At 60.9% G+C, this 12,017-nt stretch carries 10 protein-coding genes; 7 read left to right on the plus strand and 3 right to left on the minus strand.

Annotated elements, in window-relative coordinates:
- The first annotated feature begins 157 nt into the window (after positions 1-157).
- On the plus strand, positions 158-1,024 hold the full coding sequence (locus I2D41_RS06520; protein ID WP_195363953.1) for a LysR family transcriptional regulator: 867 nt from the start codon (positions 158-160) through the stop codon (positions 1,022-1,024).
- A 27-nt stretch (positions 1,025-1,051) separates the two neighbouring features.
- Here I2D41_RS06520 and I2D41_RS06525 read toward each other — a convergent pair whose 3' ends face one another.
- Positions 1,052-2,434: an MATE family efflux transporter gene (locus I2D41_RS06525; protein WP_195363954.1), complete on the minus strand. Its 1,383-nt coding sequence runs from the start codon at positions 2,432-2,434 to the stop codon at positions 1,052-1,054.
- A 178-nt stretch (positions 2,435-2,612) separates the two neighbouring features.
- Between I2D41_RS06525 and I2D41_RS06530 the strand changes: the two genes are divergently transcribed.
- On the plus strand, positions 2,613-3,428 hold the full coding sequence (locus I2D41_RS06530; RefSeq protein ID WP_195363955.1) for a putative RNA methyltransferase: 816 nt from the start codon (positions 2,613-2,615) through the stop codon (positions 3,426-3,428).
- Between the two features lie 128 nt (positions 3,429-3,556).
- Here I2D41_RS06530 and I2D41_RS06535 read toward each other — a convergent pair whose 3' ends face one another.
- Positions 3,557-3,958, minus strand: a complete 402-nt coding sequence (locus I2D41_RS06535) for a hypothetical protein (RefSeq protein ID WP_118081369.1) — start codon at positions 3,956-3,958, stop codon at positions 3,557-3,559.
- A gap of 440 nt (positions 3,959-4,398) precedes the next feature.
- Between I2D41_RS06535 and I2D41_RS06540 the strand changes: the two genes are divergently transcribed.
- Entirely contained in the window at positions 4,399-5,103 is a 705-nt protein-coding gene (locus I2D41_RS06540) for a class I SAM-dependent methyltransferase (RefSeq protein ID WP_195363956.1), read from the plus strand.
- A gap of 48 nt (positions 5,104-5,151) precedes the next feature.
- Here I2D41_RS06540 and I2D41_RS06545 read toward each other — a convergent pair whose 3' ends face one another.
- Positions 5,152-5,448 carry a hypothetical protein gene (locus tag I2D41_RS06545; protein ID WP_195363957.1) on the minus strand — a complete coding sequence of 99 codons (297 nt, stop codon included), beginning with the start codon at positions 5,446-5,448 and terminating at the stop codon, positions 5,152-5,154.
- Positions 5,449-5,525: 77 nt separating this feature from the next.
- Here I2D41_RS06545 and I2D41_RS06550 point away from each other — a divergent pair, with 77 nt between their 5' ends.
- From I2D41_RS06550 to I2D41_RS06565, 4 genes are all read left to right on the plus strand, one after another.
- The gene (locus tag I2D41_RS06550) at positions 5,526-6,014 is read left to right on the plus strand and encodes a GNAT family N-acetyltransferase (RefSeq protein ID WP_195363958.1); all 489 of its coding nucleotides are present in this window, start codon (positions 5,526-5,528) and stop codon (positions 6,012-6,014) included.
- Between the two features lie 253 nt (positions 6,015-6,267).
- Complete coding sequence (locus tag I2D41_RS06555) at positions 6,268-8,271, plus strand: GTP-binding protein (protein WP_195363959.1); 2,004 nt, start codon at positions 6,268-6,270, stop codon at positions 8,269-8,271.
- Between the two features lie 93 nt (positions 8,272-8,364).
- Entirely contained in the window at positions 8,365-9,483 is a 1,119-nt protein-coding gene (locus I2D41_RS06560; RefSeq protein ID WP_195363960.1) for an AAA family ATPase, read from the plus strand.
- A complete protein-coding gene (locus tag I2D41_RS06565) occupies positions 9,476-11,989 on the plus strand; it encodes an excinuclease ABC subunit UvrA (RefSeq protein WP_195363961.1) in 2,514 nt (837 codons plus the stop codon). Before I2D41_RS06560 ends, I2D41_RS06565 begins: the two co-directional genes overlap by 8 nt.
- Positions 11,990-12,017: the final 28 nt, after the last annotated feature.

Raw genomic sequence — 12,017 nt, forward strand, 5'->3', positions numbered from 1 at the left:
GGACTCCTTTTGTTACAGAACGGTTTCGTAAAAAGGATTCTGCTCCCAGATGTGGATGTAGTAAAGCGAATGTATCTTCAGTATGATTAAGAAATGCTAATGTCATTAGGAAAAGCGCTGGCAAAACGTTTTACGGCTGCATTGATGTGGAGGCACGATGGCATCGCGGTATCAGATTGTTTGTATGGTGGTCGATTGCGGCAGTCTGAAACGTGCAGCGGACGAGTTGGGCTATACGCAAAGTGCGGTGAGCCAGGCCGTCAAGGCGCTCGAGCGCGAGCTGGGCACCACGCTTATCGAGCGCGGAAAGCAGGGCGTTTCGCTTACGCGCGATGGCAAGCAGTATCTGCCGTACCTGCGCCAGATTGTGACCGCCGAGGCCGAGCTCGAGGGCAAGCGCCAGGAGCTGCTGGGGCTTTCGTCGACCGATATTCGCATCGCGACGTTTACCAACGTGAGCCGTACCGTGCTGCCGCGTGTGATCCGCGACTTTGGTACGCTGCACCCGGGCGTACGCTTTACCCTCAAGCAGGGCGATTACACGCGCAACGCTCAGTGGGTGCACGACGGCGTGGTGGATTTTTGCTTTACGGCGCGCGGGTTTACCGCAGGCCTCGAGAAGCGCGTGGTCTATCACGATGAGTTGGTGGCGCTGCTGCCGGCTGCGCATCCGCTGGCGGCAAAGGAAAAGGTGACGCTCGCCGACCTGGCGTCCGAGCCCTTTGTGCTGCTGGATGAGGGCGAACAGAGCCTGGTGCTCGATGCATTTGCGACACATGGGCTGTCGCCGCACGTGACGAGTGAGGTGACTGACGACTACACCATCATGGCGATGGTGGAGGAGGGCCTAGGCGTGAGCATGCTCTACCGTCGTACTGTGGAGGGCATGCGAGCCGATATTCGTGTGCGACCCATCGTGCATGCTCCCTCGCGCGACGTAGTGGCAGCTTGGCGCAGCTGGGATACCATGCCTATCGCCACGAGGCGCTTTATCGACTATATGAGCTCGCATATTGTCAATTAATGACTGGCGTGGCGTTGAGTGCGGTGTCTAGCGGGCTGTCGCTTTGGCTTGGGTGGCGCGATAGGTGCGTGCCGGGTGGCAAAGTAGTACCGCCACGACCATAAAGAACGCCGTGGTGCCCAGGCTGATGGGGTAGACCATCATGATGTTCGCAAAGGTGCGGAAGTGCGGGAACACGCAGAACACCCAATAGAAGCGGATGCCGCAGACGCAGATCATGGTGATGAGGGCGGGCGTGAGCGAGATACCAAAGCCGCGTAGGTAGCCGGACATGTTTTCGTAGAACATGCTAAAGGCGTACGCCGGGAAGATCGAACACACGCGGATATAGCCGATCGAGACGATGTTGGGATCGCTGTTGAACAGCGACAAGATCTCGCGCCCCAGGCCGACAATAACGATGATCGTGGTGAGTGCAACGATACCGCCTTCGACCAGGCAGACCTTGAGCGTTTTGGTGCAGCGGTCGATCTGGCGGGCACCGTGGTTTTGTCCCACAAAGGTGGTGCAAGCCTGGCTAAAGCTGTTGAGCAGGTTGTAGCATACGTACTCCAAGCTCATAGCGGCGCTCGATGCCGCCATGACCTCGGTGCCCAGGCTGTTGATAGCAGACTGGATGATGATGTTGGCGACGGCAAAGACGGCGCTCTGGATGCCGGCGGGCAGGCCGATCTTGACGATGCGCTTGAGGGCGACGGGGTCGATAGCCAGGTCGCGCGGGGTGACGCGGACGACGGAGTCGGTCTTGAGCAGGCGGATAAAGAGCGTAGCGGCGCTGACGGTGTAGGCGATGGCGGTGGCGATGGCGACGCCCGCGACGCCCCAGTGGAGTACGGGGACAAAGATGAGGTCCAGGCCAATGTTGAGGACGGTGGACACGGCAAGCGCCTGCAGCGGCATGCGGGTGATGCCGACGGAGCGGAAGATCGCGGCCTCAAAGTTGTAAAGCAAGATCGAGGGCATGCTGAGCAAAAAGACGCGTAGGTAGAGCGAAGCGAGCGGCATGGTTTCGGCGGGAACGTTGAGCGCGGCGAGCATGGGCTCGGCAAAGATCTCGCCCAGTGCGATGACGACAAAGCCCACAAGTGCCATAAGAATCGAGGTGTGGACGGCGCGTTTGACCATGTTCTGATCGTTGCGGCCGATAGCGTTGGCGATGACCACGTTGGAGCCAAGCGACATGCCAATAAACAGGTTGAGCATAAGACTGGTAAGCGGAACATTGGAGCCGACCGCCGCCATGGCGAGGGTTCCCTGGTCGCCCGAGAAGTTACCGATGATGACCGTGGCGATGAGGTTCGACAGTTGCTCCAAGATGCTCGTGGCGGCCACAGGGAAGGCGAACAGGGGAACATTGCGCCACAGCGATCCGGTGGTCATGTCAATGTGCTTAGATACGGTGTCAGCCATACGCTCTCAATCTCTAACATGCTCTTTTGTGCTTATTTGCGCAGACGATGATACTCCTAATCGCCTAGTCATTGGGGACGTTCTAAAACGATTACTCATTCAAGAACGTCCCCAATGACTAGGCGGGGAAGGCGTGCGACAATGGTGGGCGTTGTGTTGTTCGCGCTAAGGAGTTGCCATGTTGTTGTGTCCCGTTTGCCATGAGCCGCTGGTGGATGACGAACGCGGTGCTGCATGCGCGGGCGGACACCGGTTTGACCGTGCGCGCGAGGGCTATCTATATCTATTGCGCTCGTCCAAGAGCGGCGACTCCATGGGCGATCCCAAGTCACAGGCGCGCAGCCGTCGTGACTTTCTGAACCGTGGATACTACGCGCCGTTGCGCGATGCGATGGTCGAGCTGGTGCGCGAGCGGGTGTCTGGACGTGCTGCGTCTACGAGCGGTCCCATGACGCTGCTCGATATTTGCTGCGGCGAGGGCTATTACACCAGCGCCATGGGCGCGGTGCCGGGCGTGGATGCTTACGGTTTCGACCTGGGCAAAGAGATGGTGCGCCTTGCCGCCAAGCGCGACGATGCGACCTATTTCGTAGCCAACATGAAGGACATCCCTGTGGCCGATGGCGCCTTCGATATGGTGACCGAGCTCTTCGCTCCCTTTAACGAGCGCGAGTTTGCCCGCGTGCTGGCGCCGGAGGGCTCGCTCTACACCGTGGTGCCGGGTGCCCGTCATCTGTTTGGGCTTAAGGAAGTGCTCTACGATACGCCGTACCTTAACGACGAGAAGCTGCCGAAGACTACCGAGCTCGAGTTGGTCGGAACGCAGCGGGTATCTGCGAATATTACGCTCCAGACCCAGGCCGACATCGAGGCGGTGTTCCAGATGACGCCGTACTACTACCGCACGCGCCCTGCCGACAAAGAGCGCTTGGCAAACCTGGATACCCTTCAAACCGACATCGACTTCATCATCGCCGAGTACCGCCACAGCTAACAACCTGCCAAAAAGGGACAGGTTTGTTTTGGTAGGTTTTGTCTGGGCAAACGTAAAGGGCCGACCGCGGAGATGCGCGATCGGCCCTTTTTAGTTGCTTGGCTGCAGAGGTTATGAGAAGCGAGCGCTTACAGGCGGTCCTTGTTCTCGGCCTTAACGGCGTGTGCCTGCTGAACAAAGAACAGGTCGTAGACCACGATGACAAAGGCGACGATATTGACGGAGCTGCCGCCGAGCGCGGGAAGCGTGAGCGCGGCCTGCGCAATCGTGGCGATTGCGGCAACGATGCCGAGCTTAAACGCACCATCCACCTGCGAAGGCTTGTTGGCGCCCTTGATGCCCGCAACGCCCGCGGCGAGATCGATGAGGCCCTTGGCGACCAGCACGACCGCGGCGAGCATGGCGTTCGACCCGTACGTGGAATCGAGGTTGCCGGTCGCGATGCCGACGCCGGCGATGACGAGGCTGGCGATGCCCAAAACAAAGTAGACGAGGGCAAGGATTTTGAGAGTCTTGCGAGCGGAACTCATGGCTGGTCCTTTCGATACGAGTACGTCAATCTGACGTACCCCATGTGCTGCACATATGGTGAAGCACATTGTAGTTCAACGCGGCGATGCATGCGCCTGAAAGCGCTTTGACCCCGCGCAGCCCACCCCAACCTTTCAAAAAGGAAAGCTGGACGTAAGCCAAATCGATGGCAGCCCATGTGCGGCGCTGCGATGATGAGGCCGTAACAAGGAGCTGGTCTCAAGGAGGAGTCATGATGTACGGAGCAGGGCAAGTGCGTGAGCCGCGGTCGTTGGGAAGGCGCATGGGTGATTCTGTGATCGCTGCCGTGTGCACGGGATTGATGGCGGTGCTTTGCATTGGGATGCTGTGGGCCATGTCGCATGTGGGACAATAGCGGACGGTTGGGTGCTGGCATGAACGGCGCTCACGTATTCGTTTAGCTTGTTAAGGAGTACCCATGGGTGTCGTCGATCCCTTTTCTGTTGCTCGGGCCGCGGGGCTTGAGCTGACCTGGAAGTCCGAGGGCCTCACGCTCACCGACGGCACGATGGAGCTGCGTGCCGATTTTGACCGCATGCTTCCGCGGCTCAAGCAGGGCCGTCTGCAGCAAGAGCTGTTGGTAAAGGCTGCGCGCGCAAAAGGCATCGAGTGCCCATGGGCGATTGATGCCACGGCAGGCTTTGGCGAGGATTCGCTGCTGTTGGCGGCCGCGGGCTTTACCGTCGATCTGTATGAGCAGGATTGCGTGATCGCGGCGCTCCTCAAGGATGCTTTGAATCGCGCGGCAGATGATCCGGCGCTTGCGGCTGCCGTGGCGCGCATGCGCTTACATGCGGGCGAGGACAGCATTGCTGGCCTTCGCCATACAGCTGAGCTGATCGGGCAGGGCGAGCTTGCCGCTCCCGACGTGGTGTATCTGGACCCCATGTTTCCCGAGCGCACCAAAAGCGCGGCGGTGAAAAAGAAGTTCCAACTCTTGCATCATCTGGAACAGCCGTGCGCCGATGAGGAGACGCTGGTCGAAGCTGCGCTTGCCGTGCACCCGCGCAAGGTCGTTATCAAACGACCGGTGAAGGGGCCACTGCTTGCCGGCGTTAAGCCGAGCTATCAGCTTGCGGGCAAGGCCGTCCGCTACGATGTTTTGGTGCCGCCGCGCCCGTAGCTTGCGTGCGATGGCTGGCGCTCCGTCAGTGTTGTGCCGATGCGGGGTCTATTTCCAAGGGTGCGACGTCAGGTGCCAGCCGCCGCAGTATTCGCATTTGTAGCAGGCCAGCCCGCGGCGTCCGCGGTTTTCGCAGTCGGCCATAACGGCCTCGGCCTCGGCGCGCGTGTCGTAACGGTTTTTGCGCTCGCACGACTTGTAGCGCCAGGCTTCATCTCGCTCGGCATCCAGGGCGTCGCGGCGCTCATCCTCGCGCGCAAACAGGTCGCTCATATCGTCGCCGGTGGCAGCGCCCAAAAACTCGCTTTTGGCCTTTGACCAGGCGGCTCGCTTTTTGCTCCCCATCTGCTTCGCGCCTCTCTCCAAACGTTGGTATCATTGCTCAATCAAAGTGATACCAATAAACGTGAGGTCGCCGCGTGATGATCAGAAAAACCCTCGATACCGACATTCCCGCCGTCATGGCTATCTATGACGCGGCCCGCGCCTTTATGCGCGCGCATGGCAACGCCACGCAGTGGCCCGAGGGCACGCCTTCTGCCGAGCAGCTGGCTGCCGATATTGCCGCTGGTGGCAGCTATGTGTGCGAAGTCGACGGCCGCGTGGTGGCGACGTTTGCCTTTTTACCGGGCCCGGACGAGTGCTATGACGTAATTGAGGACGGTCAATGGCGTAGCGACAATCCGTACGCCGTGCTGCACCGTGTGGCATCCGACGGCACCGTGCACGGTATCGCGGCTGCGATGTTTGCCTTTGCCAAGGAGCGTGCCGACCACCTGCGTATCGACACGCATCAGGATAACCTGCCCATGCAGGGTGCGAGTATTAAGGCGGGATTTGAGCGTGCCGGCGTCGTGTATGTGTCGGACGGTACGCCGCGTGTTGCGTTTGACTGGCTGCGCGAGGCGTAAGAGCGACGCCTCATATCAATAATTCATGCGAACGAAACTGGCCCAGGTGGGGTCATTTTCGTTCGCTGTGCTGATTTGCAAGCCGGCTTTCGCAAGGCGCGAACCTACGAAAATCGCCGCACGGCAACGCGGGGCGATGAGCTCGGTCGGGGGATAGGGCCCGCTTCGCCCGCCGGCCCGTAAATTGTATCATCCAGTGTGGAACGAGGACGCCCGTTGCCGCGTGCGATGGGCTTGCAATAAGAGGAGAGCCATGTCGAAGCAAGTGGTCGTTGGAATCTTGGCGCATGTCGATGCTGGCAAGACCACGCTGGCCGAGGCCATGCTGTTCAACGCGGGTCGCATCCGCAAGCGCGGCCGCGTGGACGATGGCGATTCGCATCTGGACACGAACGCGATCGAGCGCGAGCGCGGCATCACGATCTTCTCGTCGCAGGCCGTGCTCGACCATGGCGATACCCACGTCATGCTCGTGGATGCGCCGGGGCATGTCGATTTTTCTGCCGAGGCGGAGCGCACGCTGCGCGCACTCGACTACGCGATTTTGGTTGTGGGCGCCAACGACGGCGTGCAAGGGCACACCGAAACCCTGTGGCGCCTGCTTGCGCGCTATGACATCCCGACGTTCATCTTCATCAACAAAATCGATTTGGAGAATCCCGGCCGCGATGTTTTGCTGGCACAACTTAGGCAACGTCTTTCCGAGGGCTGCCTGGATGCCAACGAACTGCTGGCGGGCGGCGCCGTTCAGGAGGACGCTGCTGCGTTGGACGAGGCGGCGCTCGAGGAGTTTTTTGAAGCGGGCGAGCTTTCTGTCGCAACGCTGTCGCGCATGGTTGCCGAGCGCAAGCTCTTTCCCTGCTTTGCCGGCTCGGCGCTCAAGGACCAAGGCGTGGACGAGCTGCTGGATGGCATATGCGCGCTGATGCGCGAACAGGCGTGGCTCCCGGAGTTTGCCGCGCGCGTCTATCGTGTCAGCCGCGGGGATCACGGCGAGCGTTTGGCTTGGGTTAAAGTGACCGGCGGCACGTTGCATGCCAAGCAGATGATTGACGGACGTTCCGGTGCCGAGGCATGGGAACAGAAGGTCGATCAGGTACGCATCTATAACGGCGAGAAGTATGAGCTTGCCCAAGAAGTTGCTGCTGGCGGTATTTGTGCTGTGACGGGTCTTGCGCACGTTCGCCCAGGGGACGCCCTGGGCGCGGAGCCCGCGGGCGATGCGCCCGTCATTGCTCCGGTCCTCACCTATACGGTGCTTCCGGGCGAACACGATGTCCACGCGGTGTTCAAAGCGCTGACTGAGTTGGCGGACGAAGATCCCATGCTCGGCGTAAGCTGGAACACGCATCTTGAACAAATACATCTGCAGCTCATGGGGGCGGTGCAGCTCGAGGTCGTGCAGCGGGTGTTGGCCGATCGTTTTGGCCTTTCGGTTGCGTTTGAGTCTGGCGGCATTCTCTATAAGGAGACTATTTCGCAGCCGGTCGAGGGCGTGGGCCACTTTGAGCCACTGCGCCACTATGCCGAGGTGCATCTGTGCCTGGAACCGTTGCCGGCGGGTTCGGGCGTGCAGTTTGGCACCGTGACCTCGACCGACGAGCTCGATCTTAACTGGCAGCGTCTGGCACTCACCAACGCCATGGAGCGCGATCACCTGGGCGTGCTGACCGGCTCGCCCATCACCGATGTGCGCATTACGCTCACGGGCGGCCGTGCGCATGCCAAACACACCGAGGGCGGCGATTTTCGCCAGGCCACGTACCGCGCGATTCGTCAGGGGCTCATGCAGGCGCGTGAGGCCGGCGCGACGGTGCTGTTGGAGCCGTGGTACCACTTTGAGGTTGAGGTGCCGGGGGAGTGCGTGGGCCGGGCGCTCTCGGATGCCACGCGCATGGGTGCCGAGTACGAGCCACCGACGATGGCGGGCGATCGGGCGACGCTTGTGGGTCGCGTACCGGCATCCGAGGTGCAGGATTACGCGCTGGAGGTGGCTGCCTACACGAGTGGTCGTGGGCATCTGTACCTGGAGTTCGCCGGCTATGCGCCTTGCCATGATGCCGAGTGCGTAATCGAGACGGCCGCCTATGAGCCCGAGGCCGATCTGCCCAACACGCCCGACTCGGTCTTTTGCTCTCACGGCGCCGGCTACACGGTCAAATGGTACGACGTACCCGCCGCAGCTCATGTAAAGGTCGATCCCGCCACCTTCCGCCCCTGGCGAGCGGCGGACGCCGAGTTTTTCGGCCATAGGTGATAGAGGGTCAGTCTCTTTGCCGCATTTAATTGGTATAACTCGGTATAAGTTGGTATAACTGTTACCAGGGTTTATGGATCCGAGGAGGCCGACATGAATCCAAATCCCTTTAAGCCCACGGCTGGCAAGCGGCCTCCGATGCTCATCGGTCGCGAGTCGGTCGTCGAAGATTTCGAGGAAGGGCTCGATAACGGCGCCGGAGCGCCGGGTAGGCTCATGCTCATTACGGGAAACCGCGGCTGCGGCAAAACGGTTCTCCTGCGGGAGCTGCAACGTCTAGCCAGCGAGCGCGGATGGGCGGTTATCTCCGATTCCGCTTCGCTTGGCTTATGCGACCGCTTAGCCGACGCGCTTCGCTCGAATAAACCCGTTGTGACGTCAATGGAGTTCGGGCCGTCGTTTGGCCGGATGTCGGTCGAGGCGGCGCGAGCAAAGGGCGAGACGTTACGAGGGCTGGTCAACGAGCGCCTCAAGAAGCTCGGTCCAGGCAAGGGCATACTGTTTGCGATTGACGAGGCGCAGTCTGCGTCTATCGAGGAGCTGGCGGCTCTTGCCGTTCTCTATCAGCAGGTGCTCGGAGACCAGGATGCCACGGGCTTGTCCGATAGCGATCAGCGCGGTCTTGCGCTGGTGCTCGCCGGCTTACCCAGCATGGTTGACGATCTGCTCGAAGAGCCGAGCGTAACGTTTTTGCGGCGTGCCCAGCAGCGTACGCTGGGGGCGATATCTTTGCCCAAGGTGCGCGATTCATATATCCAGACGGTCAAAGACGCTGGTCTTTACGTTGACGCGGAGACGGCGGACCTTGCGGCACACAAGAGCATGGGGCATCCCTATATGGTTCAGCTGGTGGGCTATTACATGTGGCGCTCTGCCGTCCGGCGTGGCTCTCAGGTCATTGAAAGGTGCGATGTCGAGAATGGCCATGCGGATGCCGTCTCCGAGTTCTACGAAGCGGTCGACGCGCCCCTGTATTATGGATTGCGCAGTCCGCAACGCCTCTTTATCGAGGCCATGGCTGCTGACGAGGGTAAACCGACGCGTATGGCGGATATCATTGAGCGCTGCGACCGTACTCAGAGTTGGGCGAGCAAATATCGCGCAAGCCTGATTCGCGAACGCGTCATCGAGGCTGCCGGATACGGTCTCGTCCGGTTTACCGTGCCCATGCTGGGCGAGTACATTCGCGATCGAGTTTTATGGCATGAGTAGGGTGATAAAGGTGACGGAACAGAAGATGAGCCCGCAGGCTATCGAGGTGCGTGGCGCGCGTGTCCATAACCTTAAGGACATCGATATTGATATCCCGCTGGGAAAGCTCGTGGGTATTGCCGGCGTGTCGGGTTCGGGCAAGAGTTCGCTGGCACTGGGGGTTCTTTATGCCGAGGGCTCGCGTCGCTACTTGGAAGCACTCAGCACCTATACTCGACGTCGCCTGACGCAGGCCGAGCACGCCCAGGTGGACGAGGTATTGCACGTACCGGCGGCCCTCGCATTGCATCAGCGCCCCAGCGTGCCGGGCGTGCGTTCCACTTTTGGCACCATGACCGAGCTCAACAACAGCCTGCGTCTGCTCTTTAGCCGTTGCGCCCATCACGTGTGCCCGCACTGCGGGGCGTGCGTGGAGCCGAGCCTTAACGTGGCTGCGGGCCTGTCGCTCACGTGCCCTGCATGCGGTCGCGAGTTCTACGCGCCGAGTGCCGAGGACCTTGCCTTTAACAGCGGCGGTGCGTGTCCCACCTGTGGTGGCACCGGTGTCATGCGCGAGGTGGACGAGGCGAGCCTGGTGCCCGATGAGTCAAAGACCATCAACGAGGGTGCGGTCCTTCCCTGGGGCACGCTCATGTGGGATCTGATGAAGCAGGTGGCAGGCGAGATGGGCGTGCGTACCGACGTGCCGTTTAACCAGCTCACGCCTCAAGAGCGCGACATCGTGTTCCACGGCCCGGCGGTTAAAAAACACATTCTCTACGTGCCCAAAAACGGCGAGGGCGCCACGCCGCTCGACTTTACCTATTACAACGCCGTCTATACCGTTGAGAATGCGCTCGCCAAGGTCAAGGACGATAAGGGCTTAAAACGCGTTGCTCGCTTTTTGCGCGAGGGAGCATGCCGCGATTGCGGTGGCACGCGTCTCTCCGAGGCTGCGCGCCAGCCCCAGGTGCGCGGTATCAATCTGGCGCAGGCGGCGGCCATGACGCTGGGCGAGGCGATTGAGTGGGTGCGCGGGGTGCCCGCATCCTTGCCGCCCGAGATGCGGCCCATGGCGACGGATATCTGCGATTCGTTTTTGAGCGCGGCCCGTCGCCTGGTCGACTTGGGCCTCGATTACCTTTCGCTCGATCGTGCTGGCGCCACGCTCTCCACGGGTGAGCGCCAGCGCGTGCAACTTGCTCGCGTGGTGCGCAACCGATCGACAGGCGTGCTTTATGTGCTGGACGAGCCTTCGATCGGCTTGCATCCTGCCAATGTCGACGGCTTGGTAGGCGTGATGCGCGATCTGGTGGATGACGGCAACACCGTGGTTGTTGTCGACCACGATACGCGCGTGCTGGCGGAAGCCGACTATCTGGTCGAGATGGGCCCCGTTGCCGGAGCAGGCGGCGGTAATGTGATTGCCGCTGGCACGGTGGACGAGCTCGAACAATCGCAGGGCAGCCGCATCGCCCCGTTTTTGCGCTCGGACCCCAAGCGCTTGCGTCCGCAGGTGACTGACGACGAAATGTTCGACCAGGGCCACATCCGCATGGCAACCGATGCCATCCATACCGTCAAGCCGCTCGAAGCCGATATCCCGCGCGGCCGCCTTGTCGCGGTGACGGGCGTTTCGGGCTCGGGCAAGACGACGTTGGTGCTCGAGACGCTCATCCCGGCGCTTAAGGCGCAGGCAGCCGGCGAGCGCCTGCCAAAACATGTGTGCTGGGTCGATGCCGAAGGCATTGCCCGCGCAAACCTGATTGACGCTACGCCTATCGGCGCCAACGTGCGCTCGACAGTGGCGACTTATGCCGACATTCATGACGAGCTGCGTCGCGCCTTCGCCCGTACGTCCGAGGCCAAAGCAGCCGGCTACAAGGCGGGTGCCTTTAGCTACAACACTGGCGCCTTGCGCTGCCCTACGTGCGATGGCACGGGCTCGATATCGCTTGACGTGCAGTTTTTGCCCGACGTCGAGATCGTCTGCCCGGCATGTCGTGGATCACGTTATGCAGACGCGGCTTCGCATATCCATCGCGAGGGCAAGGACGGGAGCCTGCTTACGTTGCCGCAGCTCATGGACATGAGTGTGGACGAGGCTATCGACGCCACGCTGGGACTCAAGAAAGTTCAGACGCGCTTGCAGACCTTGCACGACCTGGGATTGGGCTATCTCACGCTTGGTGAGCCCACGCCGGCGCTTTCGGGCGGCGAGGCACAGCGTCTTAAGCTTGCGAGCGAGATGGGCCGCGTGCAGGATGATGCCGTATTCGTGTTCGACGAGCCCACGATTGGACTACATCCGCTCGATGTTCAGGTGCTGCTGAACGTGTTTGACGGTCTCGTTGCCAAGGGCGCCACGGTTATCGTGATCGAGCACGATCTCGACCTTATCCGTAACGCCGATTACGTGATCGACATGGGCCCGGGCGGTGGTGGCGCCGGCGGGCAAATCGTCTGCGCCGGTACGCCAGGCGACATCGCGGCCTGCTCCAAGAGCATTACCGGTCGCTACCTATAGACAATGAGGCAAAGGGACAGCCCCTTTG

It is taken from the genome of Collinsella aerofaciens (assembly GCF_015552075.1).
Classification (GTDB): Bacteria; Actinomycetota; Coriobacteriia; order Coriobacteriales; family Coriobacteriaceae; genus Collinsella; species Collinsella aerofaciens_Y.

Coding starts and splice junctions, on each gene's coding strand:
- I2D41_RS06520 (WP_195363953.1), top strand. CDS start 158: ATGGCATCGCGGTATCAGATTGTTTGTATGGTGGTCGATTGCGGCAGT.
- I2D41_RS06525 (WP_195363954.1), bottom strand. CDS start 2,434: ATGGCTGACACCGTATCTAAGCACATTGACATGACCACCGGATCGCTG.
- I2D41_RS06530 (WP_195363955.1), top strand. CDS start 2,613: ATGTTGTTGTGTCCCGTTTGCCATGAGCCGCTGGTGGATGACGAACGC.
- I2D41_RS06535 (WP_118081369.1), bottom strand. CDS start 3,958: ATGAGTTCCGCTCGCAAGACTCTCAAAATCCTTGCCCTCGTCTACTTT.
- I2D41_RS06540 (WP_195363956.1), top strand. CDS start 4,399: ATGGGTGTCGTCGATCCCTTTTCTGTTGCTCGGGCCGCGGGGCTTGAG.
- I2D41_RS06545 (WP_195363957.1), bottom strand. CDS start 5,448: ATGGGGAGCAAAAAGCGAGCCGCCTGGTCAAAGGCCAAAAGCGAGTTT.
- I2D41_RS06550 (WP_195363958.1), top strand. CDS start 5,526: ATGATCAGAAAAACCCTCGATACCGACATTCCCGCCGTCATGGCTATC.
- I2D41_RS06555 (WP_195363959.1), top strand. CDS start 6,268: ATGTCGAAGCAAGTGGTCGTTGGAATCTTGGCGCATGTCGATGCTGGC.
- I2D41_RS06560 (WP_195363960.1), top strand. CDS start 8,365: ATGAATCCAAATCCCTTTAAGCCCACGGCTGGCAAGCGGCCTCCGATG.
- I2D41_RS06565 (WP_195363961.1), top strand. CDS start 9,476: ATGAGTAGGGTGATAAAGGTGACGGAACAGAAGATGAGCCCGCAGGCT.